General features: G+C 66.4%; 26 protein-coding genes and 1 pseudogene. 8 read left to right on the forward strand and 19 right to left on the reverse strand.

Going from position 1 to position 26110, the window contains the following annotated elements; all coding sequences use genetic code 11:
* Nucleotide 1: 1 nt before the first annotated feature.
* Together AB0A90_RS31510 and AB0A90_RS31515 are read right to left on the reverse strand one after the other, a co-directional pair.
* Nucleotides 2-1072 (reverse strand): site-specific integrase, encoded by a 1071-nt coding sequence (locus tag AB0A90_RS31510; RefSeq protein WP_357254957.1) that lies wholly within the window; start codon nucleotides 1070-1072, stop codon nucleotides 2-4.
* Nucleotides 1062-1457 carry a hypothetical protein gene (locus AB0A90_RS31515; RefSeq protein WP_357254959.1) on the reverse strand — a complete coding sequence of 132 codons (396 nt, stop codon included), beginning with the start codon at nucleotides 1455-1457 and terminating at the stop codon, nucleotides 1062-1064. The genes AB0A90_RS31510 and AB0A90_RS31515 overlap by 11 nt, the downstream gene beginning before the upstream one ends.
* A gap of 177 nt (nucleotides 1458-1634) precedes the next feature.
* Between AB0A90_RS31515 and AB0A90_RS31520 the strand changes: the two genes are divergently transcribed.
* Nucleotides 1635-2237 (forward strand): hypothetical protein, encoded by a 603-nt coding sequence (locus tag AB0A90_RS31520; RefSeq protein ID WP_357254961.1) that lies wholly within the window; start codon nucleotides 1635-1637, stop codon nucleotides 2235-2237.
* A 49-nt stretch (nucleotides 2238-2286) separates the two neighbouring features.
* The gene (locus AB0A90_RS31525) at nucleotides 2287-2856 is read left to right on the forward strand and encodes a hypothetical protein (RefSeq protein WP_357254963.1); all 570 of its coding nucleotides are present in this window, start codon (nucleotides 2287-2289) and stop codon (nucleotides 2854-2856) included.
* A gap of 188 nt (nucleotides 2857-3044) precedes the next feature.
* Here AB0A90_RS31525 and AB0A90_RS31530 read toward each other — a convergent pair whose 3' ends face one another.
* From AB0A90_RS31530 to AB0A90_RS31540, 3 genes are all read right to left on the reverse strand, one after another.
* Nucleotides 3045-7001: a restriction endonuclease gene (locus AB0A90_RS31530; protein WP_357254965.1), complete on the reverse strand. Its 3957-nt coding sequence runs from the start codon at nucleotides 6999-7001 to the stop codon at nucleotides 3045-3047.
* A gap of 299 nt (nucleotides 7002-7300) precedes the next feature.
* Entirely contained in the window at nucleotides 7301-10600 is a 3300-nt protein-coding gene (locus AB0A90_RS31535) for a hypothetical protein (protein ID WP_357254967.1), read from the reverse strand.
* A 299-nt stretch (nucleotides 10601-10899) separates the two neighbouring features.
* The gene (locus AB0A90_RS31540) at nucleotides 10900-11379 is read right to left on the reverse strand and encodes an NAD(P)-binding domain-containing protein (protein WP_357254969.1); all 480 of its coding nucleotides are present in this window, start codon (nucleotides 11377-11379) and stop codon (nucleotides 10900-10902) included.
* Here AB0A90_RS31540 and AB0A90_RS31545 point away from each other — a divergent pair.
* Nucleotides 11287-11653 (forward strand): annotated as a pseudogene (locus tag AB0A90_RS31545) (cation transporter); the annotation flags it as partial. The gene AB0A90_RS31540 and the pseudogene AB0A90_RS31545 overlap by 93 nt on opposite strands.
* Here AB0A90_RS31545 and AB0A90_RS31550 read toward each other — a convergent pair.
* The 6 genes from AB0A90_RS31550 to AB0A90_RS31575 form a co-directional block, all read right to left on the reverse strand.
* Nucleotides 11604-12875, reverse strand: coding sequence for a site-specific integrase (locus AB0A90_RS31550; protein ID WP_357254972.1), 1272 nt, complete (start codon nucleotides 12873-12875; stop codon nucleotides 11604-11606). The pseudogene AB0A90_RS31545 and the gene AB0A90_RS31550 overlap by 50 nt on opposite strands.
* Nucleotides 12785-13120 carry a hypothetical protein gene (locus AB0A90_RS31555; RefSeq protein ID WP_357254973.1) on the reverse strand — a complete coding sequence of 112 codons (336 nt, stop codon included), beginning with the start codon at nucleotides 13118-13120 and terminating at the stop codon, nucleotides 12785-12787. The genes AB0A90_RS31550 and AB0A90_RS31555 overlap by 91 nt, the downstream gene beginning before the upstream one ends.
* 732 nt (nucleotides 13121-13852) lie before the next feature.
* Nucleotides 13853-14239, reverse strand: coding sequence for a hypothetical protein (locus AB0A90_RS31560; protein WP_357254975.1), 387 nt, complete (start codon nucleotides 14237-14239; stop codon nucleotides 13853-13855).
* Between the two features lie 159 nt (nucleotides 14240-14398).
* Nucleotides 14399-16351, reverse strand: coding sequence for a hypothetical protein (locus AB0A90_RS31565; RefSeq protein ID WP_357254977.1), 1953 nt, complete (start codon nucleotides 16349-16351; stop codon nucleotides 14399-14401).
* Nucleotides 16348-16920, reverse strand: a complete 573-nt coding sequence (locus AB0A90_RS31570; protein WP_357254979.1) for a hypothetical protein — start codon at nucleotides 16918-16920, stop codon at nucleotides 16348-16350. Before AB0A90_RS31570 ends, AB0A90_RS31565 begins: the two co-directional genes overlap by 4 nt.
* A complete protein-coding gene (locus tag AB0A90_RS31575) occupies nucleotides 16913-18244 on the reverse strand; it encodes a hypothetical protein (protein ID WP_357254981.1) in 1332 nt (443 codons plus the stop codon). The genes AB0A90_RS31570 and AB0A90_RS31575 overlap by 8 nt, the downstream gene beginning before the upstream one ends.
* A 268-nt stretch (nucleotides 18245-18512) precedes the next feature.
* On the opposite strand from AB0A90_RS31575, the gene AB0A90_RS31580 reads away from it, so the two are divergent.
* From AB0A90_RS31580 to AB0A90_RS31590, 3 genes are all read left to right on the forward strand, one after another.
* Entirely contained in the window at nucleotides 18513-18785 is a 273-nt protein-coding gene (locus tag AB0A90_RS31580) for a DUF6244 family protein (protein ID WP_357254983.1), read from the forward strand.
* A gap of 140 nt (nucleotides 18786-18925) precedes the next feature.
* Entirely contained in the window at nucleotides 18926-19282 is a 357-nt protein-coding gene (locus AB0A90_RS31585; RefSeq protein WP_357254985.1) for a DddA-like double-stranded DNA deaminase toxin, read from the forward strand.
* Nucleotides 19279-19692 carry an Imm1 family immunity protein gene (locus AB0A90_RS31590; RefSeq protein WP_357254987.1) on the forward strand — a complete coding sequence of 138 codons (414 nt, stop codon included), beginning with the start codon at nucleotides 19279-19281 and terminating at the stop codon, nucleotides 19690-19692. Before AB0A90_RS31585 ends, AB0A90_RS31590 begins: the two co-directional genes overlap by 4 nt.
* Before the next feature lie 128 nt (nucleotides 19693-19820).
* On the opposite strand, the gene AB0A90_RS31595 is transcribed toward AB0A90_RS31590, so the two are convergent.
* From AB0A90_RS31595 to AB0A90_RS31605, 3 genes are all read right to left on the reverse strand, one after another.
* Complete coding sequence (locus tag AB0A90_RS31595) at nucleotides 19821-20036, reverse strand: hypothetical protein (RefSeq protein ID WP_357254989.1); 216 nt, start codon at nucleotides 20034-20036, stop codon at nucleotides 19821-19823.
* Nucleotides 20037-20342: 306 nt separating this feature from the next.
* Nucleotides 20343-20897: a hypothetical protein gene (locus AB0A90_RS31600; RefSeq protein ID WP_357254991.1), complete on the reverse strand. Its 555-nt coding sequence runs from the start codon at nucleotides 20895-20897 to the stop codon at nucleotides 20343-20345.
* Nucleotides 20898-20991: 94 nt separating this feature from the next.
* Complete coding sequence (locus AB0A90_RS31605; protein WP_357254993.1) at nucleotides 20992-21450, reverse strand: hypothetical protein; 459 nt, start codon at nucleotides 21448-21450, stop codon at nucleotides 20992-20994.
* A gap of 247 nt (nucleotides 21451-21697) precedes the next feature.
* On the opposite strand from AB0A90_RS31605, the gene AB0A90_RS31610 reads away from it, so the two are divergent.
* Entirely contained in the window at nucleotides 21698-22471 is a 774-nt protein-coding gene (locus AB0A90_RS31610) for an AAA family ATPase (protein WP_357254995.1), read from the forward strand.
* A gap of 125 nt (nucleotides 22472-22596) precedes the next feature.
* Complete coding sequence (locus AB0A90_RS31615; RefSeq protein ID WP_357254997.1) at nucleotides 22597-23511, forward strand: hypothetical protein; 915 nt, start codon at nucleotides 22597-22599, stop codon at nucleotides 23509-23511.
* A 74-nt stretch (nucleotides 23512-23585) separates the two neighbouring features.
* Here the strand turns inward: AB0A90_RS31615 and AB0A90_RS31620 are convergent, their stop codons facing one another.
* From AB0A90_RS31620 to AB0A90_RS31640, 5 genes are all read right to left on the reverse strand, one after another.
* The gene (locus AB0A90_RS31620; protein ID WP_357254999.1) at nucleotides 23586-24110 is read right to left on the reverse strand and encodes a hypothetical protein; all 525 of its coding nucleotides are present in this window, start codon (nucleotides 24108-24110) and stop codon (nucleotides 23586-23588) included.
* A gap of 4 nt (nucleotides 24111-24114) precedes the next feature.
* Nucleotides 24115-24354, reverse strand: a complete 240-nt coding sequence (locus tag AB0A90_RS31625; protein WP_357255000.1) for a hypothetical protein — start codon at nucleotides 24352-24354, stop codon at nucleotides 24115-24117.
* Nucleotides 24351-24737, reverse strand: a complete 387-nt coding sequence (locus AB0A90_RS31630; RefSeq protein ID WP_357255001.1) for a hypothetical protein — start codon at nucleotides 24735-24737, stop codon at nucleotides 24351-24353. The genes AB0A90_RS31625 and AB0A90_RS31630 overlap by 4 nt, the downstream gene beginning before the upstream one ends.
* 214 nt (nucleotides 24738-24951) lie before the next feature.
* The gene (locus AB0A90_RS31635) at nucleotides 24952-25470 is read right to left on the reverse strand and encodes a hypothetical protein (RefSeq protein WP_357255003.1); all 519 of its coding nucleotides are present in this window, start codon (nucleotides 25468-25470) and stop codon (nucleotides 24952-24954) included.
* On the reverse strand, nucleotides 25457-25894 hold the full coding sequence (locus AB0A90_RS31640; RefSeq protein WP_357255005.1) for a MarR family winged helix-turn-helix transcriptional regulator: 438 nt from the start codon (nucleotides 25892-25894) through the stop codon (nucleotides 25457-25459). The genes AB0A90_RS31635 and AB0A90_RS31640 overlap by 14 nt, the downstream gene beginning before the upstream one ends.
* Nucleotides 25895-26110 lie beyond the last annotated feature (216 nt).

Raw genomic sequence — 26110 nt, forward strand, 5'->3', positions numbered from 1 at the left:
CTTACTTGGTCGTGGGTGAGACGGCGCCGCTCGCCTGCGAACACCGGTCGGCGCGATCTATCAGACGGGCCAGCGGATGGGGTTGGCCGGTCATGGCCGACAGTGCGTTGGCCACGTCGTGCAGATCAGCCTTGATGTAGGTGGTGGTGGAGGATCCGGGGCTGTCGGTGTGACCGGCGTAGGCGCGGGCGATGCCGTAGCCGAAGTGCCGTTCCACCCAGGTGAGCGTGGTGTGGCGTAGCCAGTGTGTGGATACGCCGTGCACGGCGACCCACGGCAGGCGCTCGCCGAGGCGTTTCCACAGGTGGTCGTAGCGGCGGCTCGTGATCGGTTGGCCGGCACGGTTGCGCAGGAGCGCGTCGGTGAGCAGGACCGCGCCGCGGGCGCGGGCGTGTTCGTACAGGTGTTCGGCGAGGTCGAGGGTGATCGGTTGCCACCGGATGGTGGCGCCCTTCTCGGTCAGGCGGACGAGTCCGTTGATGGTGTCCAGGTCGACCAGGCGCAGGGCCAGTGCGCCGCCGCGGCGGCAGGCGGTTTCGGTGTGCAGGCGCAGGACCAGTGCGTCGAGGATGACGTCTTTGCCGCTGGTACGAGCCTCGATATTGATTTCTTCCAGCTCGTGTGTGGTGAGGGCGCGGCGGGTGCTGGGCAGGCGGCGGGGTTTCGCGACCCGGTGGGCGGGGCTGGCGGAGGCGTCGATCAGGCCATCGGCGATCGCCCGGGTGTAGAAGGCGCGGGCGGCGGCGACGACGTGCTCGCCGGCGTGCCGGCCGTTGCGGCTGTTGCGCCGCGACACCGCGCTGGCCATCATCAGTTGTTTCAATGCCTCGATGTCGCTGGCGGCGACGCCGTCCAACGGTCGGTCGGGCCAGGTAGCGGCCATTCGTTCCCAGTAGGTGCCATACGTGCGGCGTGCTCCAGGCCCGGCTGCGGCGAGAACGCGCGGTAGGTACTCCGCGACCGTGGGTAGGGCGGCCTGGGCGCTGGGGTGGGCTTGGAGGTCGGCCACGGTGACGCCCAGGTGGGTCAGGACCTGGTGTGCGGCGGCGACAGCAGACGGGTCAGCGGTCACTGTCGCCTCCTGCCAGCTGGTGGTGCAGGTCGGTGAGGAGGCGGGCGACGGTGCCGACGGGATGCACGACGAGCAGGTCATACGTGATGAAGGCTGCCAGGAGGACAGGCTGGCCGGGCTCGATCCGGCACATCTGCCGGGCGCTCGCCGGCAGGGGCAGTTCACCTCGGCTGCCCACCTGGTACCGGTCGTCCCGCGCGGAGGTGATGACGAGCATGTCGTGGCACAGTTGGATGTCGAGGCGATGTCCCGGTGCCCAGCCGATCGCGTGCAGGAGGTGCTGGGCGCTCACCCGGCCGCAGCGAGCGGGGAGAGCCATCCACAGCAGCAGCCCCGAGGCGTCGGTGATTGCCGGCGGGTAAACGCGGGCGGGTAGCGCTGGCATCGGCATCGAGCCTGGGCTCGGCCGCGCGGGCGAGGTAGCAGGGATGAGCGGACGAACGAGTTGCTCAAGGACTCGGGTAGGTCGTGTCATGACGACACAACGTCGCGACTGCCGACACACCTACGGCCCGCACGTTAGTGGCTTGGATCGGCGATGGGCGCCTGAGACGATGAGTTGGTGTTGCGCTACGTCGATGCCACCGCCGCGTACCGCGACGACGAAAGGTGGGGCTTCCACCTGGCTAACGAGATGGCCCGACGGCTCCGGGCCTCCTTCGGCCCCGACGAGGTGACGCGGATGCTGGAGCGAGCCGCGCTGTCTGCTCCTCCTGAAGGCCCGCACTTCGTGTACGAGGAAAATGTGCGGCTCTTTGCGGGACGACGAGGGCGAGGTCCCCTGCATGTCGCCTGGGACACGAATCTGTTGATCGATTACCTCACGTTCAGGCATCGGCTCTGGACGGGCGACGGCGTCGTTGATCTTGTGTCCGGCGAGGATTACGCGACAGACCTGGAATCGCTGCAACTTGTTCTCGCCCTGTGGGCGGTTCGGGACATTCGCTTCATCATGCTCGCGGCGTCCGTCGACGATGCGAAGAAGACCCTGTCCCAGGAGCGTCGTGTGCAGCGGCTGCTTGCCTTCGAGGAGTTCACCGCCGCGCTACAACTCCTAGGCTGGGGGGAACCGGAGAAGCGCCCCTCCCGCGAAGGCCTGCTGATCCTGCCGGAGCGGGAGATGAGGCGTGCCTTGACGGCTGTTGTGCGTCCTCGACGGCGGTGAGCCCTACGACGGCTAGACCCGTACCTGGGGCGACGACGAGGCGGCGTTGATGAACAACGGCAGTGGCGACGAGTGGGCGGTCGTGTTCACCGCCGAGGGCGCGTTCATCCGCGCGTTCGACCACGAGTCGCCGATGACGCCCTACCGCCATCCGGACCGCGAGCTGTGGCCCGGACTGCTCGACGGCATCCCGGCGGTGTTCCGCCCGCAGATCGAGGAACCAGCGTTCGGCGACGAGGAGGGACAGTTCCTCGCCACCGCTGTCCTGTGGCGGCTCTCCGGTGACGACCGCTGGCACGCCGGCGAAGGCATCACGTTCCCCCATTACCCCCCGCTCCGCGGGCCGTACGACGACAACGCCCCGGACGACTCTGGGCTGTTCGAGATCCTGCTCGACGACATCGTCGACCGGTACGTCGAGGACTACTACGAGACCGAGGTGGACGCGGCGGTGGTCGAGCACGTTGTCGCGCACCACCCGCTCACTGACGTCGTTGTGCAGGCTTTGAACCCAGAGATGACCGTTGCCAGGCTGCACAAGGACATCGCCGCGATTGGATATTCGGTCGCGGCCATGCGACGTCGGCCCCGTACCTCGACCGCCTCGGCAGCACGCTGATTACTGAACCGCAGTACCGCAAGCTCAAACAAATGACTGATCGGCCACGGCCTGTAACGCGCGACCAGCGGCAATGAGCTCGCCGCTATGCCGTCGCGTTGAAGACCTGGTGCAGGATCCATAGAGGCTGGTTGGCTTTGTGCCAGTTCGGCTAGTCGACGTCCAGCCAGCCTGACGGCTCACGCTGATCAGTCATCGTTCTCGTCACCTTCGGCAAGAAGCTGCTCGGCATGGGTAGCCGCCCACAACTCGGCAGCGGTGCAAGCTGCTTTGAGGTCCGGATCTGTCTCAGTGGCCGCTGCCTGTGCGGCGGCCGCGCGAGCCTTGTTGAGCTCGTCGGACACGCCGTTCAAGAAGCCCCACGAGCGGAGCGTCATGGCGCCCGAGATGTCGGCGAGCACGCGCGTCGCCAGGTTGCCGTTCAACAGGCGTGCCCTGACGAGTATGTTCCTGGCCAGGTCGGGGTGACACAGAGGCCACGTGCCGACGTCTCGGAGCGCCGCCACCGTGTCCTCGAGCGCGGCACCGTCGAGCTCATCGACGGCTGCGGCGAGATGTTGGGCCTGAGTGGTCGTCATGCCACTCCCCATGGCGATCGAGACGACGATCGATGTGTTCGCGGCTTCGCCGTGTTGAGCGCGGTCGACCACCCAGTGCGCGAGCGCCTCGGCGTTTCGGTCGAAGGCGTCCGCGAAGCCATCGACGTCTGTCGGCAAGCGGCCGCCGTCGCCGTGCAGGTTCTGGAGATGGCCAAGGACCAGGCGTGGGTAAGTGAGTGCTATGCCGGCGGCGATCTGCTGGAGGGTGTAGTCGTCCCAGCCTGCGTAGTCGATCAAGTCGAGGATCGCCGAGGCGTCTTCGTCGCTCTGGGCCTGGCCCCAGCTGAGCCCGTCGTAGCCGCATGCGCTCTCCAGTGCATTCGTCAGAGCGTGCGGTGAAGCTTGTTCGTTGAGCAGAAGCCGGGCCGTCGCGGCGGGCGCGGTGGCGAGCAACTTGTGGCTGCCCATGATGAAACGGTCGCGTAGCTCGGGCTCGGCTTCCGCTATGCCCTCGCGGTGGATCTGCTCGAAGGGCGCCCCCCGGTCCGTCCAGGCATACGTGGCGAAGGCGTTGCCGATGGCTAGACGCACGTCCATGCGGTAGCTCGAAGCGTCAGCCAGCCAAGCGAGTAAACCGTTCGCGTCGTAGTCGGCCCAGGCATCCAGCAGCTGATGCAGACTCTGGTCGAGGACAGACGCAGGCCCGTCGGCGATCTCCCGAACCACGTGAGGGATGAGATCGGATCTCTGCTTGGCGAACTCCCGCCAGACGCCCCACAGCGTAGGTGACCTAGGTGCCGCCAGCTCGACCTCTACCGCGCAGGTGCGGAGCGTTCGCACCAACTCAGGGATGCTGTCGGACGTAAGCCGCCTGACGACCTGCGCGACTGCGCGCTCCTGCATCGCCGTCCGCTCCTCGATCCTGACTCGGCGCTGCTCGCTGTGTTCTGCATCGATCTCGTCCTCCGGCATGCCGGCTTCACGGGCGGCTCTCGCTGCTTCCGCTGCCCGTAGCTCATCGATCGTTGCAACCGTCACTCCGCGCCGCGTCGGGAAGCCTCGGAACCTGCTCAGGAGGACCTCTGCCAGGTCGTCGTCCCGGTGGTCGAGCGACGTCACGAGACTCAGAGCAGCACGGCGAACACATACCGATCGAGCGTGCTCGGCTGTCCAACCGATCTCGTGGCGGATCAGTCGGCGGATCACCGCGCTGCCGGTGGAAACAGCCGCCGTCTCCAAAGTAGTCAGCGTGGCGAGATCGTCCTCTTCCCAACCGAGAACCTCTTCCATCGTCACTTCCCGGTTGGCCGGACCTGCCGGTTGACGGACCGCTATGCCGAGGAGGCGAACAGCCTCCCCGGCTCGGCGCAGGTCGGTCCCGCTCGCTTGCCGGAGAAGCGTTGATCGGATCGCGTCTCGGATCGGGCGTGCCCAGGTCGCCGCCACGGCGTACGGGCGGAGTGAAATGCGTCGGCGGGTTTCCGCGACGGTCCGGGTGCCATCCTTCGCGAGCAGGGGGCGTAGCGCGAACATCGGCGTCGCTTGCCGCGGGTCGGTCGCCTGGGCGAGCTGCTTGTCGACCCACGCCACGATCCCGGGAGGGAACGACGGGTCCAGCATGTCGCCGATGCTCGCGAGCCGGCCATCGATGACCCGCACAGCATGGCCCGGGTACTGGTTCGGTGGCCTTGAGTCATCGCGGTACAGCGACCACAGCGCGTCGAGGACCGTCTCGAGCGTCTCTGGGGCGCTGGCTGCGCACTGCCCGTACAGCTCGGGCATGAGCCAGAGAACGTCCCTTGAGCTCTCGGCGCGGTCGAAGAACGGGTGAGGGGCTGAAGCAGCGTCGACTGTTCGGTCAATTTCCTGCAGTCGGACCCGGAGTTCCTCGAGCACTGTCAGGAACGGAACTGGCAGGGTGGTCGCCAAGTTGCGAAGCCCACGAAGCGCCCGATGCAACTCGACGGGTTCGGCAACGCGGAGGCGGTCCGCCACCGACTCCCAAATCGGCCCGATGACCGATGGCCCGTGCCGTCGAACGAGCCGCCAGTCGAGTTCCGCGAGCGTGGTCACGAGCCGGTCGTCGGAAGGGCTACCGAAGGCCTCCCACAGTTGCTGAGCGAAGCCGGTCGCGTGGCGCCCGACCGCGGCCTCGGTCTCCAAGATCTCGTCCGCAAGCACGTCGGGGACTACGCGGGTCAGTCCGCTGCGCGTCACTAAAACGCCGCGATCTTGCAAGCTTTGGCAGAGGCGCAGCAGGTCGCCCATGTCCAAGTCGACAAATCGGGCGATGTCTGTGCACAGTGCGTCGTCGGTGTCGTCAATCGGGCCGAGAGCCGCGAAGACGGCGAGTGCTCGTCGAACCGTGCGCTTCGGTACGCCTTCCAGCTCGCCGGCGGCAACCTCCTGATACCGGGCGAGAACCTGCTGGCGAAGGGCGTCGTCGGCCTTCAGGGGCGCTGTCAACCTGCCGCTACGGATCAGGTTGACGCCGATGACCGCCACGTGCGGCGAGTCAATGGCTTGGCCGGCGAAGTACTCCTGCGCCGTCAATGTCAGGTCGAGGCCGTGGGCGATGCTGGTGACCAGCTTGCGTGCGTCCCGCCGGCTCAGCTCCTCGACCGGGATTGTCTCGACCTGAGCCGGCGCAAACCGGGCGTTGATGATCTCGGCCTGCACGGCGGCGACTCCGGACGTCCGGGAGCCGAGGACAACCTGGGTGCCCTCCGTCAGGCGCGCGTAGGTGAGCAGCGCTGCGAGGGCGGCCGGGTCGCGGTGTGCGTCGTCCACCAGCACGACGGCCGGTGTGTGCGGAAGTTCGTCGATTGCTGTTTGGTCAAGGCTGCGTCCGGGTGAAAGGCAGACGACCGGAACCTGGGGGTTGGCCTGCTCGAACTCTGCCAATGCTTCAGTGAGCAAACGCGTCTTGCCGCGGCCTCCGGGTCCGGCAACAACGACGACCGTCGGGTAGTCCGCTGATCGGTCGAGTGCAGTCCGTAACGCGGCGAGCTCGGCGTCGCGTCCAACGCGGGGTCCACGGTCGTTGAGGGGCGCGTCTTCCTTCATGCGATCTTGGACAAAGGTGTAGAGACTGAGAAATGCGTCGGTGCCGGGAACACCAAGAAGGAACTGTCGGGTCGGCCGGTCCCACGTCGCATCGAGGACGTCCCGTCGCTTATGCAAGGGGTGATCGTCCAACATGCGTCCGAGGGCACGCTGATCAAGTAGCTGCCACTTGGGGTGCTTCTTGATCTCCTTTCTAGCGTTGCGCGATGCCTCGCCAGAGAAGACCAGGTAGTACTCGTCTGCCTGAAAGGTGCAGACGCGCACGACTTCCCGGATGGCTGCCGGGGTCAGCTTGTCGTATCGCTTGCACTGCCAAGCGGCGGTCTTTCCGTCGCTGTATTCACCTTCGAAGTCGATGCCGTCCTGAGAGTCGCCTCGCCGGCCCCAACGCTCTACCCGGGTCACCCGACGAGCCGAGCCCGGACAGAACCGGTTCGCACTGAGCAGACGCTCGGTAAAGTCCTCGAACTCGTACTCGGAGAGGCTGGGTGTCGGGGGCAACCGCGGATTCTTCCCGGGCAGCGGGCCATCCGCGGGCATCGGCGCCCACCTCCACTCTGCGTGCATGATTCTCGAACAAGATCGCTATCTCAGGCCCCAAGCAGGATATCCCTCATCGCCAGCGCGACGCCGCACTCGGTGGCGGTGGCCAATTTCCCCCGGTGATCAGGACGTAGATCATGGCGGGCGCGAAACTGTCCAGGCGTGGCGTCGAGCGGAAATTGCGCGACGGCCGCGTCGACGTGGCCGGCCTCGTCATCGAGGAGCCGGCCGTCCCGGCCCGTCAGCCTGACCTCTGAACCGCTAAGCCGATGCCGTGCTCGGGAGGAACGAACTCGTCACCCGCCGTCGGCCGCATCCTCGATCGGCTCGGCGGTCGCTGGCGGCTGATCACCACCACCCGCGGTGGCCTCGGTCAGGGATCCGAAACTGCTGTGGCCTCGGGCGACGAGGCGACTCACGGTCTGTTTGGCGATCCGACGGGTTGCGGGGTCGGCAGCTTGCAAGCCGTTGCGCAGCACGGCGGAGATGGAGGTTCGAGCGCTGCTGATGAACCAGGGTCGGTCGGGTGAATCCACCAGTCCTGCGATGGCGGTTACCGACTCCGTCAGTTCGTCGGCGCCAAGCGTTGCGAGACGTTCGGCGATGTCACGGCATGAGGCGAGCGTTGTTCCGGCGGCGAGGGTTTGGTTGAGCTGATCGAGCGCCCAGGCGTCGGGCAGCTTCCCGGAGCTGAACCAGTGTCCGAAGCCGGCGAGCTCGGCTGCGTCACCGCCGGCTTGGGTGGCCGCAATTCGGCGATTCTCCCATAGAGCCTTTAACCGGTTGGTCTGGTCTTGGTCGAGCTGGTCCATGCTGTGCAGTTGCCGGCCGATGTGTTCGATGAGGCGTGCGCGTAGGCGCAGCGGCGCGTGGTTGAAGAAGTCCGCGAGCCAGCCTGCGTGTGGCGGGATCGTGCCGTCCCGGTAAAGCAGCCCGAGGTGCGACAACAGACGATCCTCGGGCTGCTCGTGCTGTGCGCCTTCAATGGGAGGGGCCATCTGCGGCGCGTGGCTGAGGGACATGGCGTGCCGCTCATACAACGGCTGGAGGAGCGTTGCCGTCTCTACGGTCAGCCGTCCGTACAGCAGGTAGGCGTTCCAAGCAGCCGACGCGATGCCCGGCTTAGTGACGTGGGGGAAGATCTCCTCGAGGTGCTGACGTGTCCACTGTTCGTCCAGCACCGTCAGGAGGTGGATCTTGTAGCCGTAGAGGCTGCGGATCGGTGAGTTTGACCGGCGTGCCGGGTCGAGGTGCTTTTCGAGCAGTTGGCGGACGGTGGCGTCGAGTGTGGGTGCTGCAGGGTTATGTAGGCGGATGGCGTATTGGAGCAGCGCCATCCAGCCGTTGCCGCCGATGCTGTTGATCGCTGTCTCGAAGGGCGGACCGTCATCGCCGGTCGAGTCGTCGGCGTCGAGCAGCTGGCTGATCACCGCGAGGGCCTGTTCGAGGTTGGCCTGCGGGATGTCGCTGCGCAGGCCGGCGGTCAGCAGTTCGGCCACTTCTTGCCAAGCCCAGTTCCAGCCTGGGTCCTGCTCGCCGTTTCCCTGAGTAGGACGTCCGGGCAGCTGGGCCGGCTGGGCCAGGGACGCGGCGGCGAAGTCGAGCACGGGTTGCCAGTCGGCAACCGATGCGGCGGCCGAACCCTGCTGGTCATCTGCGCATTCGATCGCCTGACGGAGTCCCTTCAGCAGACCGCGGGCGTAGGTGGGGTCCAGGTCTAGGAAGCGGGGAGCGAGCGCGGCGAAGCGGCGCGGGCCGTCTGCAGCAGCGGCTTGGAGTCGTTCACGCATGTCGTCCCTGCCGGTATCGTCCCAGCGCCCGGTCGGCGTCCATGCCGTCAGGAAAGAGATGAGGTCGTCATCGGTCATCTCCTCCAGCGCCGGCAGCGGCAGGTCTGCCCGATCTGCACTGCTACGGGCTTTAAACTCGATCACGTGGTTCGCGATCTCCGGGTCGCCGAGCTCCCGGACCAGCGCCTCCCTCTCGGCACGGTATGCCTCCGGGAGCGCGTCGCCGAGCCGCGCGAGCTGTCGATGCCTCCACTGTTTGATCGCCGCCGGGTCGTCGGTGTGTTTAGGCCCTTGGTCGATCAGTGCCAGGACGCGTTTGCGGTCGTCGGGTTCGAGACTGCCGAAGTGGGTGTCCAAAAGATGTCCGTACTCGACGAAGCAGTCCCGCTCGTGGAACAGGGTCTGGTCTGTCAGCGACGCGCTGACCAGCTCCGGTTCTGGGCTCAGGAGTAGGACGTACAGTGCGAGGCGGCGGAAGATGCCGCCTTGGTGCGCGTCGAGCTCGGACACAACCTGCTCTGGGCCGATTTCGGTGGCGACGGCGGTGGCAGCGTCGCGCAGCATGGTGACCAGTTCGTCGCGCGCTCCGAAGAGCTTGTCGGACGTGATGTCAGGCCACCAGATGCGGGAGTGGCTGAGCTCATCACGCCCGCCTTCTTCTCTTTGCGCGAGACGAGTCGCAATGACAGCCAGCCCCGGCACACCTAGCTGCGGGAAGAGCCGGATGACGAGTTCGGGCGGAATGTATCCACCTCCCGCCCCCCGCCGGGTCGGCGAAGGTAGCAGCTCAGCCAGGATGGCGGCGGCTTCTTCAAGCTGACCGTCGGCGGCGAGCCTGGGGAGCAGCTCGGTTGCCTGGGACGGCAGGGCCCACTGGGCGGGCGACCGGAGCAGCTGAGCGATCTTCCCGGCCAACGGGCGCGCGAGTGCGATAGGTGCCGCGAGGGCAACGTCAGCGACGGTCTCGGCGGCTTGGGGGTTGTCGGTCTCCAACTGGAGAACGACGTCGATGACATCGGGCACGAGCTTCGGCTCCTGCATCATTCTGATGAGGTAGCGCCCTGGCGGCCACGGCTTGTAGGTCAGCAGGCCGTCCTCGTTGGGCTGCAATGGCGGCGGCGACCGGAAGTAGTTCTTTTTCAACAGGTGCGGGAACCATGCAGCCGATGCGTGCTCGAAGAAGCGGTTCAGGGCCGGCGCACTGTTAGGAACCTTGTTCAGGAGATGTGAGACCTTCTCCTTGGTGATCGGTTCGGCGGTCGCGAGTTCGTCGATCGTGGGCAGGGCGCGGGTGAACGACCCTTCGTACGCGCGCAGCACCACCTTGAGGACGGCGCCAAGCCTGTCCCAGCGTTCGATGAACGCCGCGTCAGCCGGGCGGTTGGCGAGCAGGGCGCCGCGGTGGGCCGCGTCATGCCACGCCCCCGAGCTCTTCCAGAGGGAACGGATCTCGTCGGTGCTGTCGAACCCGAGCGCCGAGCAAATCTCGTCGATCACCAGCGCGCGGTCCGGGTCTCGTCGATCCTTCGGCTTCTCAGCCTCGAGACGGTCCTGCACCTCCACGGGGACGAAGGAGTAGAGCAGTTCGCGAAGCGCCGAGTCGATCTCGCGAGCCATGTGCGCCAGGATGAGCGAGCCGGTCTGTAGCGGCGGGTTCCCGCGAAGGATGCGAATGGCATCGGCGTACTGGTCGGCTGGAGCATCGCCCATCACCCCCAGAAGCCGGTGAATCTCGCGTTCATTCGGCTGAAAGGGCACAGACCCGAACGGTGCCGGCTGGGCACCGTCGAACTCAGGGGTCGGCACAGGTGGCCTCCTCAACTACTACGGCGCACAAGGTCGAGTAGTTCCCGACGTCGAATTCTGGCGCGTACCTGTGGGAGCGGGTGCTCGCCGGGCTGCTGCCTGTGATGATTCTGCGACCTTTACCCATCCGAGAACTTCTCGCCACAAGGCAGGTACGCAGGCGGCGCCGCGGTTGGCGTGTAGTCATCCGGCCGCGGGCGCGATGGTCGGCCGGTTGCGGGATCGTGCCCCGCGAGTCTTGCGCACTCTCATCGGCCAGATCCGGATACCGGAGCGGGGGTTGCTGCCGACCGCCGACATCACCCAGCGGACGAGCGGCGGGGGACGTCCAGAAGGGACGGGACAGGAAGGAACCCGCTCCGCGTTCCCGCAGGTCGTGCTCTCTCCCACGTGCCACTGGCGGAAATGACATACCGGGCCCACCAGCTCCCGTCGCCGGTCTCCACCGCCAAGCGGTCCCCGGCGCGCCGCACCTCACGGACGCGGACCGGACGGCGCACCCGCAGCTCATAGCGTTGCTCGTAGGCCTGTAGGTAGTCCACGACGTGCCCGGCGGTGGGGAACTCCTCGCCCTCCTGCCGCGGCATCCCCCACCCGGGCAGCGGACTGTAGTCCGCCGGTGAGAACAACCGCAACGACTCCCAACCGTGCCGCCACGCCCCACCAGGCTGTGACTGGGCGTCGAGGATGACGTCATCCAGACCGTCGCGGCGCAGGTAGTAGCCCGCCGCCAGGGCCGCCTGCCCGCCGCCGACGACCACCACGTCACACGAAGACACGCACGGCTTGGCCGCGGTGTCCCTCGCGGTCATGCCTGGGCTGTCCTACGCCCAGCGACGCGCCGGCCGCGAGCTCGGTTCGCGCACCGCGGTCGCAGACTCCAAGCAGACCCTGCTCTGCACGTACCTGTCCGCTGTCCTGCTGGTGGGGTTGCTGCTCAACAGCATCTTCGGCTGGGGGTGGGCGGATCCGGTCGCCGCCCTGACGATCGGCGCGGTTGCGGTCAAGGAAGGCCGCGAAGCCTTGCGCGGCGACACCTGCTGCATTCCCCACCCGCTCTCCAGAGACCCGGTGGGCACGGCCGAGGGGTGCGATGACGGATGCTGCGGTGAGGGCCTGAACTGATCACGGCAGCCGGGTCGGCGGCTCCACGGACTGAGGCTAAGGCCGTGCCCCCTCGCTGTTCGACGGCCAGTGGGTGTGGCTGACCGGTGAGTGCGGCCAGCGCGGTGGCGACGGCGTGCAGGTCGGCTTTGATGTAGGTGGTGGTGGCGGGTCCGCGGCGGTCGGTGTGCCCGGCGTAGGCGCGGGCGACGGCGTAGCCGAAGTGCCGCTCGACCCACGTCAGGGTGGTGTGGCGCAGCCAACGGGTGGAGATGCCTTGGACGGCGACCCACGGCAACTGTCGGCCGATGCGTTTCCACATCAGGTCGTAGCGCCGGTAGGAGGCGGGTTGGCCATTGCGATAGCGCAGCAGCGCATCGGTCGGTGCGACAGCGCCGCGGGCTCGGGCATGGTCATCCAACCGGCTGGCGAGCATCGGTGTGATGGGCTGCCAGCGTTGCGTGCCGCCCTTCTCGGACAGGCGGATCAGCGCGTGGTCGGTGTCCAGGTCGATCGGGCGTAGCGCGAGGGCGCCGCTGCGTCGGCAGGCCGTTTCGGTGTGCAGTCGCAGGATCAGGGCGTCGAGGATGATGTCGTTGCCGCCGCTGCGGGCGGCGGCGTTGATGTCGGACAGCTCGCCAGGGGTGAGGGCACGGCGGGTGTTGGGCAGCCGGCGGGGTTTACGGACCCGGTGGGCCGGGCTGTCCGCGATGGTCAGGTAGCCGTCGGCGATAGCGCGGTTGTAGAAGGCGCGGGCGGCGGCGATGAGATGCTCGCCGGCGTGCCGGCCTTGTCGGGAGTTGCGGCGAGGGCGGGCGCCTGCGGCGGCCTGTCGCATGAGGGCTTCGATGTCGCTGGCCCGCACCGCGTCGATGCGCCGATCGCCGTAGGCGGCGACCATTCGTCGCCAGGAGCTGCCGTAGGTACATCGGGTGCCCGGGCTCGCCGCCGCGACCACAACAGGAAGGTACTCGGCGACTGTCGGCACGGCAGGCCGGTTACTGCCGGTGAGGTCGGCGGCGGTAAGGCCGAGGTGCTCGAGCATCGCTCGGGCGGTGGCAACACGATCGGAATCCATGGTCATGAGGGCTCTCCAAGGATGCGGGCGTGCAGGCCGGCCAGGACCGCCGTGATGGTGTTTGAGGGGTGCACGACAATGCGGTTCTGGCATGGCAGGGCAGCCAGGAGCACGGGTTCGCCGGTGGCGATGCCGCACAGGTGTCGGGCGGAGGCCGGTAGGGGCAACTCCTCGCGGGTTCCCACGGCGTGCGCGCCTTCGGCGGCCGGGGTGATCAGGATTGCGTCGGTCAGGACGTCGACGTGCAGGGTGAGGCCCGGTGTCCAGCCCAAGGCCCGCAAGAGTGCACGAGCGGTGACGCGGCCGGCGGCGTCGGGGCGGCCCACGTCGAACAGCACGCCATCACCCGTGCGGGCGGCGGGTGCGGGCAGTGTCGGCAGCGGCGCCGGCTCCGGCGATGCGACCGGCAGTGGGGTGGGTATGAGCGCCTCGACGAGCTGCTCGTCGGGCCGGCGAGGGCGCGGCCTGCCGGGGCTCACCTAGGCCCCCGCCAGCACGAGGGCGAGGGTGTCAGCGCAGGGGGCGCCGGCTCCCTGGGGTCGGTGCGCACATATGAGTCGTCGCGGCTCGCGTCCCCACGCGAGAGGGAGTTGATCTCGCGTGGATATCCACGAACTTTGGTGTCCGAGGGGGGATCGGACACGTGCACGAACCATATGTGCACCATTTTGGGGTGCACATGCTCGTAGGTTACGGTACAACTCGCCTTGGCTGCAAAGGCACGGTAAAGGTCGGTGTCGTGACGCTCCGCAAGTAGTTTAGCGGTGTGCCGCTGCGGATACGACCCAGACCAAATACCAGGGTCCGGCGGGCAGAGCCGTTCAACCTCTCGCCTCTACACAGCTGCGGCGCGCGCCGACCACTTCGCCAGCTAACTAAGCCATCATTGTGGCGCGAAGCGGGCGTCCTCAACGTTCCATGTCACCCGTTTAGCATCGTAGGGCAGCGCCATTTGCGCACCACCAACAACGGAGATGCCAGCGACGGCTCCGCGACGGACAAGCCCTCGCCCGGGTGGGTGAACGCGAGTGCAGGTTCCGCCCGCCCCATCGGGACGCCGACTGATCCGCTCACGCCACGGACAAGTCGTGAACGGACAGGTACACACCATGTTTCCGAAACGCGGCCGGCGCCCATGCCAGCGCGTCGGCCCGGTGGATGGCCAGTTCGGCTGGGAACCACGCCCGGCGCAGGACACGTGCATCGACCCATGCAGGCGGGGCAAGATCCGCTTGGGCGAGCAGGTGCTCCGCGAGCGCCGCAAGCAGCACGTCCCAACGCACGTCCCCAATTGGCCCAGGCTCATCCCTCAATAGACCGACCCTGGTCTCGGCCGCCTCCCAGCGGTACTCCTCCAAGAACTCCCACACCAGCTTCCAGCGGATCTGGTCGGTGTCCACGGACGCCAGATAGGAGGCCAACCTGGACAGACTCATCGGCTCGTATTTGGTACCCACCGGGCGAGCCTCACCTTCGACCCAACGGCATCTGTGGTTGCAGGCTATCGCGGGTGCCTCCGGCGATGACCCAACGGTCGGGCGGCGGCGCGAGTGCATGTTTCAGCCGGGGGCTTCGCAGTTTTTTGATCACCGCTGGTGTTCGAATACTGCGGCGGCTTATTCGACAGCCGTGTCTTCCACGCGGGTTTTCGCTGCTGCAGGACCGCTGTGCCAGACGCCCGGAATCATCGCGCGGTCTTCGTAGCCGAATTCGATGACGTGGATGTGACTCCAGTCCGCTCGAGGAGGCAGTGGTGGTAGGGAATTGTCCGCGATGATCATTTGGATTCGTTGGCTTGCGGCGTTGGTGACGTTCGCGATTCGACCGTAGATGCGCTGGCTAAGTTCGACGTCGGTAGGGCTTCGACCTATGGCGTTTTGGGGCGAGTCGATGATGAGCAGCGACGGTACGGTGACGTTAGGGTCGTCGAGCGCAGTGGTTATCAGGGCGATGTTGTAGGCGACGTGGACGGCCGTGGCGACACCTCCGCCGGAAGCTTGGATCTCGTGGAAGGCGGCCCCGTCGATCCGAGGTAGATAATCTTCGGTATCGATGTGGGCTTCTTGCACTCCGGGGACTCCGATGAGTTGGATTTCTCGCTGGAAGGCCGCGTCGAAGCGGGTGACTCGCGCTCTGGCTTCAGTCATGGCCTGCTTGCGTCGCTTGATGTCCGCACGAACTGTTTTGCGTTGGTCCTCGTCGGTGCGTAGCCGTTGTTCGATGTCCTTGAACCGCTCCCAGGTGTTGGTCATGTCGTCTAGTCGGGCCAGGCGCGCCAGCATGGTGGCGTGCTGACCGCTGAGAGCCGCGGTCTGGGTGAGCAGCGGTGCGGTACGGCTTCGGGTGAGTTCATCGAGACGTTGTCGCACCGCGTGCAGGTGCAGTCTTGCGGTGATCGCCAATTCAGCGGCTCGGGTCGCGGCGCTTTCGTCTGCGTCGAGCAGTTGTCGGGTTTCAGCGATCTGGTTCTCGAAGCGGAGCCGGGTCTCGTCATCGACGGCGGAGGCTGCCACGGAGACGGGTTCCGGTTGGCGGCAAAGCCGGCACTGGTCATCGGCGAGAGTCTGGTGATCAAGATGCTGCAGGCAGCGGGGACAGACCTCGAACTCAAGCGCCCCGAGGATATGACCGGCAACGTGAGCTTGTTGAGCGCGAAGGTAGTCCAGTTCCAGTTGCGCCAGCGCGGCGCGGCGGGCCGCGACGGCTTCGGCTCGCCGGGCGGCGTCCGCCTGTAGCTGGCGTTCCTGGCTGGCGGTCTGGTCGAGTTCGGCGAACAGTACGTCGGTGGCGGGCCCAGGGCTTGACGATTGCGAGGCGAGGGCTTCCAGTCCTGCATTGATCTCATTGAGTCGGACTAGGATGGCGCGTCGGTCTTCGTCGATTTTGTCCTCGGGTGGCGTCTCGGTCTGTCCGAGGAAGTTGCGTACCGCGGTCACCTCGGCTTTGTGTGCGGCGATGGCGCTGTTCAGCGTGCCTTCGCGGCGCTGCAGGGCGGCGAGGTCAGCGTCGTTGAGTCCGAACATGAACTCGAACAGCGCTCGACGCGGTCGGTCGGTGTAGGTCTCCGTGTGCCCGGCGATGGACCGGTCGATGTCGACTGCTTCGACATACAGATAGGCCATGAGGTTTTGAAAGGTGACCGCTACGGTGTCAGCGGTGGCGCCGCGCCGTCGGGTCGGGATTCGTTCGCGCGGGATTCCGAGTCGTTCCAGTAGCCGGTCTGAGATGGTCTCCTGGCCTTCGCGGCTTCGGACGGGCAGTTGCGCCTCGATGTCGCGGGTGTATGGGTCAAGAATCTCAACGATGCCTGATGGATCGGGCACTCTTCGCGCGAGCATCAGGCGGGTGTCTTCGACCTGGAGATCGAGGACGATCCTGGTCACGTTGGCGCGCACTGCTGGGGTGAGTGCGGCGCGACCGCCGGTCGCGTGTTTGATCAACATGAGTAGGCTGGACTTGCCCGTGCCCACCGAGCCGATGAGGGCTGTCAGCGGACGATCGAGGTCGAACCTGCGGCTTGTTTGGGTGGTGACCACCTCGACGGCTCGGATGCGCAGGCGCCTGGTCATGCGGTTGCCTGGGCGGTGTCGGCTTCCAGGCGGCGGATCGCAGGTCGCAGGAGTGCGTCGAGCTGTGGGGCGGACATGTTGAGCTGTCGGTGGAGGAACTCGGCGCGAAGGTGGGTGGGGTTCCACTGTGCTGTGTTGGACAGCTGCTTGGCCGCCTCTCGGCCGGCGGGGGTGGTGATGACCTCGAGGATGCGTCCGGGCACGACGCTGACAAGTTGCTTGCCGATGAGGGAGCCGATGATGAGGGTGTAGCGGTCGGTCCATAACCCGTAGCGTGTCGCGGCGAAGTTGATGTCCGTTGCCCTGCGCTCGGCTGGCAGCGGTTTCGCTGAGCTTGGCCACTGCGCTGCGTCGGTCAGGTTGATGTATTGCAGGACGGGCGGGAAGCGCAGCAGATAGTCGAGTCGGGATATGCGGGCGAGGCTTCGCAGGCCGCGGCTGCGGCCGGAGAAGGCGGCGATGAGGAGGAGCACCCGGGCTTGGTGGAAGGCTGCCTCGGCGGCGATGGCCCGGGCTGCTGCCTGCTGCCGTGCGGCTAGCAGACGAGCGCGTGCCCCGCGGTCAGTCATGCACCTGCTCCTGCTGAGTGTCGTTGCTGGTTGGCGGGAGGAAGTCGAAGATGCACTGGTCGCTCAGTTCGAACGAGACGCCCAAGGCGTGCTGATCGTTGATGCGCAGCGGTGGCCGCTGGCGGAAGGACGACACACGGACGGTGTCGCGTAATTGGCGGAAGAACGTGTGCCCGTATGGGGTGGTGCCTGCCGCGAGAGCGGCGTCTTGGGCGTCGAGAACCAGTTCCAGCACTTCGGCTTCGATCTGCGCGAGGACTCCCGCATCTCCGGGCAGGTCGGGTAGGCGCGATCGATGAGTGCTGTACCAGGCGGAGCGGAGTCGTTCGGCGAGATGGACGGCGCTGGCGCTGAGCTGCCCGTCTGTCATTTTGCGGCGTAGTTGGGATCCGCCGGGCGCCGGGAGCGGGGTGTCCTGGGGTGGGAACAAGGGCACGTCGCCGCCGTAGATGATGGCTGTGTCCAGTGCCTTGGCATCGAGCAATCGTGCTGCGAGCCGTCCATCTCTTTCCATGCCGTTGGGCCACACCGCCATGCCGACCACTTGGCGGGCGAGGTCCAGGCGGCGTTTGCCGAATGTCCGGACGGTCTTCTCGACGATCGTCATGACCGCGTCGTGGACATGCTGGCCGTCGTGTGTGTCCCAGCCTTTCGCGCGACACAGCGGCAGAGCCACCTCGATGATGGTGCTTGCGGCTATGTCGTCGCGGTGGGACACCGGCACGAAGGTCAGCATTGGTATGAATTGCGCTACCAGCTGTACGAGCGGGTCGGTGTCGAGCAGGTGTTCGGGACGCGCTGGTGGTTGGCCTGTTGGCATGGCGGACGTTCGTTTGCGCTGCGACACCATGAGAAATTGTCGGGCGAGTTTCTTCGACCAGGTTAGGAGTAGGGCAGCGTCTGGCTGCGTGGCTTCGCATATGCCTGCCAGTTCTGCGGATTGACCTGGTCCGTTAGTCAGGCCGGCGTTGGTCAGGTGTAGGGCACGGATGGGGCGCCCAGACGCAGCCACCGCGACCCATCGGTCGAACAGGTGCGTGAGACCGCCGTCGTCGCAGAGGTCAGCGACAGACCACGTCCCGCGGTTGCGGCTTCGATGCTTGACTGATGCGAGGTCAACCTGGCCGTTGGCGAAGAGCACCATGAAGTCTTCATGGTGCTCGCAGACCACTGCGATCGGGCCGTCGGGCTCGAACAGGCCGTAGCTCCAGCGGGCGATGACTTCGCACTGGAAGCGGAAGTTGGCTTGTGCTTCTGCGCCGTCGTCTTCTGGGGCGTCCGGCAGCTCCAGGACAAGGGGCAGGGCCTCCTGTCGCTCGCTCAACATAGCCACCTCCAAGACGACGCAGCGCAGCGTAGTCTTTCGACTTCGCAGCGCTGTGTTCTTCGTACCGGAAGCTGGGCATGGCGTAAAGACCTAGATCGGGCCGTTCGCATCAGCAGACGGATGCTTGTTGCAACCTTGCGAGCCACAGGGGTCCTTCGGGCAGCGGGCCTCGCCGCGCGGTCCGTACTGGAGCCGCTTCACCCAGCACCGCTCCTGGCGATCAGCCGCTACCTACGCATGTCTATGTTCTGGCACAGTGATTCGGGTGAGCGCGGCAGAGTTGATCAGTCGGCTTCTTCAAGCCAAGGCGCATCTTGACCGGGCTCGGGAACTGATCCGAGCTGCCGGCTCAGAGCTTCACCAAGCGCGGGCGTTGATCCAAGCGGCGCTGCAGGGCGCCGCCGATCACAGCACTGCCGCGATGGTGGACCGCAGCTCACAGCAGCTCGATGGAGTGGGCATAACGGTCGGTCAGTCAGCGGGCAAGGTCGAGGAGATCCTCACGCGGGTGCGTGGGCTGGGCGGCCTGGGAAACTGACTGCGGGTGGCGGCGGGAACCGTCGACCACCCGCACCTGCTGACCCGCCGCAGGCGGTCCTTCGGGCGGCCGCGAGTCTGGCACGTCGCCGCGAACCGCAGGACAAGACCGAAGCGTTCCTCCTCGCCGACGGGGCGATCATGCGCGATCCTGACTTCTCGGCGGAGCCAGACGGTCGGCTGCGCAGCCGACAGATCCGAGTGGGCAGGCTTCCCGCCGCCGGAGTGGGACTCAAACCGCCGCTGGCTCAGGCCATCGTGATGGACCACGCCGAGGCGCAGGCGGCGGCCGTGCTGCGCCGTCCCGGCAGCCCATCAGAGGCCTCGCTCGTGCTCAATCACGCCCCCTGTGACGATCCGGTCAGACCTCTGGTCTGCGAAAAGATCCTCGCCACGATCCTGCCGCAAGGAACACGCCTGACGGTGTTCCTCACCGACGGCGACCGCACGTGGCTCCATAAGCTGTACGTCGGAACAGGAGAAGGGATCCGGCGATGAGCATCGACATCACCTGGGGACGCGGCGACGGCGCCGCGTCGGTTAGTACCGTCGCCGAACTCGACGCCGCACTGGACACGATCAGCCCCGCCCACACCGAGCAGCTACCCTACTGCGTCACCCTCATCGCTCCCGGCGGAGGCGAATTCCCTGTCATGCTCGACATCTGCATCGGGCACCCCGAACGGTCGTTCGTCTATCACGTCGCCGCCGACGGCAGCAGCGCTTGGGGATACCAGCCAGACCTCGAACCCGGGCCCGCGTTCACCTTCGACTACGCCGGCACGCCCACCGACGCGTGGCCCGAACGCACCCGCGTCACCAACGCGACCGCCCGGCAAGCGGCACGACAGTTCCTCACCAGCGGCGGGCAACGACCCCACGCGCTGGCCTGGGAAATCGCCGAATAGCTCCGAGCGTGGACACGGCTCACAGGCAGATGCCGCGACCAGGGTAGGGCGTCGCTCGCGGGGCCTCCCCGCATGCGGTGCACTCCGGAGCCGCCTCACCCGGAGCACCGCACACGGCCATCGGTTCCTTACTTGGTCGTAGGTGAGACGGCGCAGTTCGCCTGCGACCACCGGTCGGCGTGATCCGCCAGACGGGCCAGCGGATGGGGCTGGCCGGTCATGGCCGACAGCTCGTTGGCCAGGTCGTGAGGGCCGGCTTTGATGTAGGTGGTGGTGGAGGATCCTGGGCTGTCGGTGTGGCCGGCGTAGGCACGGGCGATGCCGTAGCCGAATTGACGTTCCACCCACGTGAGCGTGGTGTGGCGTAGCCAATGTGGGCACGCCATGCACGGCGACCCACATCGCGCCCCGCCGCAGCGTGCGGGAAGAGCAATCCACAGCAGCATCCCGGAAGCGCCGGCGGGTACCGACGAGGAAAGCCCAGGCGGGTAGGGCGGGCATCGAGATTGGGAATGGGCTTGGGCGCGCGGTCAGGGCCTCAGGGACCAGCGGACGGACGAGTCGCTCGGTTACTCGGGTGAGGCGTGTCATGACGGGACAACCGCGTGACTACCCGATCCCTTGGCGACTTTGCACACGATGGTCCTTGCCTACACTCCCCCGTCCGGGAAGCCGAGCTTGCCGGCGATGTGGGCGAGGGAGACGGCGACGGCCTCGGGGTCGTTGCCCTCGACGGTCATACCCTTGCCCTCGCGTACTTGCCGGTCCTCCAGCTTCGCAACGATGCCGTAGGTCTGCTGGAAGACCAGCTCGCATCGACCAAGGTGCGGTTCAAGGTCGGTGTATCGCACTCCGGTCAGGAAGAACCGGTGCACCACGGCGTTACGGTGCTCGTACAGCTCGACGACCTCTGCCTTCAGCGTCGCGTCGATGAGGCCACGCCGCAGGGCTTCGTCGTAGATCGCCTTTTCGGTGAACCGTGCCCCACCGGGCACCTGCTGCACGTACTTGTCGAGATCGTCCGGGTCACCGGCGAGCTGCTTGTCGAGGATGATCGCGGTTCGCAGGAGCCCGTCGATCAGCGAGACGTAGAGGACCATGCCTTCGATCAGGCTGCCACTCTGGTGGGCCCGATTGAGCAGTTGCCGCGCGGCGGCGAACGAGGCGATGAATTCGGCCATGCCAGGGTTCGGCTGCGTGCTCATCCGGGCAGCCTACGGCTGGGGCAGTGCGGGACGGCCAGTAGCAGCTGCCGCGACCGGTGACGGAAGTTGCAGCCTCGTCCCTGCTCTTCCTGATTTAGGCCAACGCCGCTGGCGTTTCGCCAGTATCGAGCTGCTCTTCGAGTGACAGGATCGTGATCGTCAGTTCTCGGCAAGCATCCCGAATCGAACGAACGTCGAACCGATACGGGCCAACGGCGATGACGACGTCATGGTCATCGACCGCCACCGCGAACGAGTACGTTGGCGCATCCTGCCCTTCACGAACGGCACGCTGCTGAAGCCGACCACGGCCTGTCGCATAGTCGTCGAAGTGTTCCAGCACGTCCCGCGCGTCAACAACGTTGGGCAACTGCTGCTGAAACTCAGCGACGGCTTGCCGCCTCGCGGCTTCCTGCGCGGAGCCCCGCGCAGTGTTAGCACCCCAGTCGGCGGCGCGTACAAGGTTGCGCAGGCTGAGCATGAGTAGGAGCGCATCTGCCGAGCGGTCGATTCGCGTCTGCTCGCCAGCAAGAAGCCGGTTGCTGGTGGTCATCGCTGCCATCGACCAGGCGAGTAGACCCGAGATTGATGACTCCAACGGATCCATCGTATCCACGGAGGTTGGACAGTACCGCAAGCCTCGATGGCGAGACCGTGAGGCGTCTAGCTACGAGAACCTGTCTCACCTGCGGACGGGGACAGCAGCACCCCGAGTCAGCAGGCGTACCGTCGGACATCTTCCGGCCTGGGCAAACACGGTCGAGATGGTAAACAGGGCGGCGGCGCGAAAGGGTCACCTGATGGCCAGTGCAGACGAGGCGTCGGACTCGCGTCGAGACAGCGGCGGGTTCCTGCGCTGGGTGGAGCTCACCGATGATTACATTGATCGGTCCACCTATCCGTTCACGCTGCCCGTCGTCGCCGGCCTACGGGCAGCCGGTCGGTTGACGCTGGACCCCGCCGTGACGTTCCTGGCCGGAGACAACGGCACTGGCAAGTCGACCCTCATCGAGGCGATCGCGGTAGCGGCCGGGTTCAACCCCGAGGGCGGATCCACCAACTTCCGATTCAGCACCCGCGCCACCGAATCGTCTCTTGGTGAACACCTACGACTGGTACGCGGCACCAGGAAGCCAAGCACCGGCTTCTTCCTGCGGGCCGAGTCGTTCTACAACGTGGCCACCGAGATCGATCGCCTCGGTGTCGCCGACGGCTACGGCGGCACCAGCCTGCACGAACGATCCCACGGCGAGTCGTTCCTCGACCTGACCATCTACCGGTTCAAGCCCCAAGGCCTGTACCTGCTCGACGAACCGGAAGCAGCCCTGTCCGTACACGGCTGTTTGGCGCTGCTCACCCGCATCCACGACCTCACCGAGGCCGGCGCGCAGTTCGTCATCGCCACCCACTCCCCCATCCTGCTCGCCGCCCCACACGCCCGGATCCTGCAAATCGAACCTGACGGCGTTATCCGTCAGGTCGACTACGACGACGCGCAGCCGGTACTACTGACCCGCTCGTTCCTGGCCAACCCGCAGCGCTACCTGCATCACCTCTTCCAGGACGACGCCTGACGTGGGCTGGCGGACGGGGCATATCGTCACCCAAGGGCGCCGAATGCCTGTCCGCCTGGTGGATACCTGCGCGCTAATGCCGATAACATTTCAGGATTTAGCAGGAAGCATTGCAGGATTAGCGCATGTTGTATCGGACACCCGCGCTCGCCTTCGACGACATGCGCGTGCTCGGCGAACTGGACACGATGCGGGACAACCTTCGGTATCAGATCGCCGAGCCGCACCGCTGGACCGGACAACTCCGACGCACCCTGATCGCCCATGTCATTCAGGGCTCGAATTCGATAGAGGGCTACCAGGTGTCCCTGGACGACGCCGCCGTCGCAGGAGACGAACCGGTAGAGACGAACCCTCAAACCTGGGAGGTCATCACCGGCTACCGGGACGCCGTGACCTACGTGCATCAACTCGCCCGCTCACGCGAGTTCGCCTGGCAGCACATGTTGCTCAACGCGCTGCACTTCATGATGCTCCGCCATGATCTCAGCAAGTGGCCGGGCCGCTGGTTCTGCCTGTGCGCGCACCACCAACAGGTCCAACTGGTCCGGCAACGCCTCGATCAGGCCGCGCATCTCTGGGGCTGCTCAACACCTGGGTCCGCCGCAACCGACTGCCCGAGCGGGTCGTCAGCGCCCTGCACCTCGCGGCTACCGGCGGTCGAGTACGCCGCGCCGTCTATCAGCGCGACGAGAACCTCACCGACGATCAAGCAACCCGAGACCTACGAACCCTCGTCCGGGCGGACGTGCTCGAACAGCACGGCGAGACCCGCGGCAGGTTCTACCTCGCCTCGCCGACCCTGCGCGACCTCGCCGCCCGGCGCTCCGTGCGAAGGAAGTCATCGACTCGTACCGACGGTAAGACGCAACCCCCGGAACCGCGAATCCGCGCCGGTCAGCCGAGTTGGTCTGGAAATTCTCGACGAGTTCCTCAGCTTAGGAGCAGTCAGTCCTTGGCTGCCCGCCGAGCGTGAGCGAGATCGGCACGGCGGTCGGGCTCAAACCCCTTCTCGTCGCAAAGGGTGCCCGTCCTTGTAACGGAGCAGAGAGGCCTGGAACGGCCTCGAACAGGTGAGGCCGCTGGGGCAGTTGAACCAAGCCCCATCCGGGACTCACCTTGGCAGCCGGAAGCCGCTGATCTCACGCGACTGAGCCAGCCACTGTCCGGCCAGCCGGCGCGCCTCTCCCCGGGGTATTGGTGACCTGCGGCGGATCACCTTGGCTAGGCGCCGCACCGCGACATCCTCCCACTGTTCCCGGAAGTCGTCGTCGGGAATCTCGATGAGGATCTTGGGCCGGTGTGGGTCGTGCTTCAGGCGGTCACCCTGCGTGCCCGGCTGCAAGTAAATGGCGCGGCTGTTGAGGGCGTTGTCGACGATGTTGCCCTCGCGTTCGATGCTGAACAGCAGTACCGCGCGGGCCTCGATCGGGCGAACGAACCACAGCGACAGGGAGACTAGGTCCTCATTGCGCTCAGGCTGTCCCCACCGATACGTGACGTCGCCGGGTGAAAGATGGCTGTGCAGGCGGACTAGCTCGTCGAGGTCAGGCCTGCTGGTGGTGTCGATAATGATCAACGGCACCAGCCGGCCGTCAGCGGCCGGACCCGCAATCGACCCGTCCGCGACGACGGGCACGACGTCAGCGGGATCTGCCGCTCGTCTCGTCGGCCTCTTGGCCATCCGACGTTTGATCATCCTCCACCTCCGGCAGGACTGATGCGCTGACTGTCACGGCGATACCCCGGCTGTCCTGCAGGACAGTGTCGTAGCGCTGAATACCGGAGCCGTCTGGGAACAGGCCGGCGGGTAGCTCGAAGGTCAGCCACCCAGCAACTGCGCCGTTGGACTCCAGACGCACAGGCAGGTCCAGCGCGGTCACGTTGCCCGGAAACCCTCTCCGGTAATCCGGTGACCGACCTTGACCGTCATCGTCTGCCCGCTGGGCAGCGTATAGGCGATGTGTAGGTCAGCGCCGACGATAGTCGCATCGCGATCGGTCGGATTGACTGCCAGGATATTGAAACCGACCCAGCGTGAGGCACCTGAACGGCGCCACGATGCCGAGTTGGCAAGAGTGACATCCAGTCGGGCCGCCCGGCGCTCCTCTTGCTGCATCGATAACGCCAGGGCGCGCCGCGAGGTGTTGCGGTTGGACAGTGCGACCAGCAACGCGAGCAGCGCCACGGCCGCCGACGCCACGGGTACCCCCTGCGTCCAGCCGGGATCCGAGGACGCAGGCAGCTGGGCCAGAACCAGGAGCATGTGGTACAGAATGCCCGACGGGACATACCCGTGACACCAGGTGAACGGCCTAGGTCGCCCTAGTAATGGCAGAGGCGGTGCCGGGAACCGAGCGGTGAACCTCGCTAGCGACGACGTGCGCCGTCGGACACGGTCCGGCATTGGTACTCAGGGTGAGTAGGGCGTTCGTGATCGGCCTGGCTGGCCGGTTCAGGGCCGGGCCATTCTATGGTGTTCAGCGGGTGGCGTGCTCGCCATGGTCGCTGACTTGCGCGTCGAACCAGTGGTGCAGAGCGTTGCGGAGGTCGGTGTCACTGGTGGTGTAGGTGACGTGTCCCCCGTCGGGGGTGGTTTCGTAGTCAATGGTGATGCGTCCGCCGTGTGCGCGTAGCGCTTGCAGGCCGGGCATCTGGTTGCCGTGGATCGTGGCCGGGTCGGTGAAGTCGCCGCGACGGAAGCGGGAGGTCTCCTCGTGCAGGTGCTGCTGGATGAGGGCGACCTGGTTGGCGTTCTGCGGGTCGTCGGCGGTCACGGTTTGGACGCCGCCGCTACCGCTCTTGGTGAACTGGTGCGTGGTGCGTTCCAGGTCGAACGGCATGACTTTTGCGCCCCGCTCGGCCACCTCGGCCTGCCGGCTGGACGTTACCGGTGTCGGTGTCGAGTCGTCGGCGCATCCGCTGCTCAGCGTGATGGTGGCGGTGGCGGCGACCATGAGCAGGGTCCGGGTTCGGGAATGGCGGTCAGGGCGGTTCATTGGCGGCCTCCGCGAGGGTTTGCAACGCGCGCACCACGGTGGCGTGTTGGTCATCGGGTACGCGAGCAAGCAGGGTCGTGAGCCGGTGCCGGCGGGCGTCGGCCTGCTGAGCAGCGGCGGTGGTTCCGGCCTCCGTGAGAAGCAGCACGACGCCGCGGCCGTCATTGTCGGCCGTCTCGCGGTGTACCCAACCCCGGTTGACCAGGTTGGTGACCAGGCGGCTGACGGTGCTTTTCTCCAGCCGCAGCCGGCGGGCCAGTTCCGTCTGACGGATGCCTGTCTGGCGGGCGATTTCCACCATGGCGTGGGCCTCGGAGACCGGCAGTGGCTGTCCGCATGGCGTGCGGTCGGGCTGATGGAGTCCGAAGTTGCGGATGAAACGCATCAGGGCTTCCTGCGCCGCGTCCACCTCCTCACCCTGCATGGTTCGACAATACAACCAGTTAGTTCGATGGCACAACCACTTCAGCGCTTGGTGTGCGGCGAGAAGGTGGCAGTGACGGCTGGGAAGAGCGCCAGCCAGCAGTAGTTGCGACAGCGTCCCGGCGAGGACGCGACACGGGCGGTAGCGCGGCAGTCCATGCGGACCCCGCTACACCGGAGGCAGGACACCGCCCCAGGCGCTCTGATCGGCGCGGCG

Origin of the sequence: Micromonospora sp. NPDC049204 (assembly GCF_040647935.1) — a bacterium.
In the GTDB taxonomy this organism is placed as follows: Bacteria; Actinomycetota; Actinomycetes; order Mycobacteriales; family Micromonosporaceae; genus Micromonospora.

Coding starts and splice junctions, on each gene's coding strand:
- AB0A90_RS31515 (WP_357254959.1), bottom strand. CDS start 1,457: ATGCCAGCGCTACCCGCCCGCGTTTACCCGCCGGCAATCACCGACGCC.
- AB0A90_RS31525 (WP_357254963.1), top strand. CDS start 2,287: ATGAACAACGGCAGTGGCGACGAGTGGGCGGTCGTGTTCACCGCCGAG.
- AB0A90_RS31530 (WP_357254965.1), bottom strand. CDS start 7,001: ATGCCCGCGGATGGCCCGCTGCCCGGGAAGAATCCGCGGTTGCCCCCG.
- AB0A90_RS31550 (WP_357254972.1), bottom strand. CDS start 12,875: ATGCCAGAACCGCATTGTCGTGCACCCCTCAAACACCATCACGGCGGT.
- AB0A90_RS31565 (WP_357254977.1), bottom strand. CDS start 16,351: ATGACCAGGCGCCTGCGCATCCGAGCCGTCGAGGTGGTCACCACCCAA.
- AB0A90_RS31570 (WP_357254979.1), bottom strand. CDS start 16,920: ATGACTGACCGCGGGGCACGCGCTCGTCTGCTAGCCGCACGGCAGCAG.
- AB0A90_RS31585 (WP_357254985.1), top strand. CDS start 18,926: ATGCGCGATCCTGACTTCTCGGCGGAGCCAGACGGTCGGCTGCGCAGC.
- AB0A90_RS31590 (WP_357254987.1), top strand. CDS start 19,279: ATGAGCATCGACATCACCTGGGGACGCGGCGACGGCGCCGCGTCGGTT.
- AB0A90_RS31600 (WP_357254991.1), bottom strand. CDS start 20,897: ATGAGCACGCAGCCGAACCCTGGCATGGCCGAATTCATCGCCTCGTTC.
- AB0A90_RS31605 (WP_357254993.1), bottom strand. CDS start 21,450: ATGACCACCAGCAACCGGCTTCTTGCTGGCGAGCAGACGCGAATCGAC.
- AB0A90_RS31610 (WP_357254995.1), top strand. CDS start 21,698: ATGGCCAGTGCAGACGAGGCGTCGGACTCGCGTCGAGACAGCGGCGGG.
- AB0A90_RS31615 (WP_357254997.1), top strand. CDS start 22,597: ATGTTGTATCGGACACCCGCGCTCGCCTTCGACGACATGCGCGTGCTC.
- AB0A90_RS31630 (WP_357255001.1), bottom strand. CDS start 24,737: ATGCTCCTGGTTCTGGCCCAGCTGCCTGCGTCCTCGGATCCCGGCTGG.
- AB0A90_RS31635 (WP_357255003.1), bottom strand. CDS start 25,470: ATGAACCGCCCTGACCGCCATTCCCGAACCCGGACCCTGCTCATGGTC.
- AB0A90_RS31640 (WP_357255005.1), bottom strand. CDS start 25,894: ATGCAGGGTGAGGAGGTGGACGCGGCGCAGGAAGCCCTGATGCGTTTC.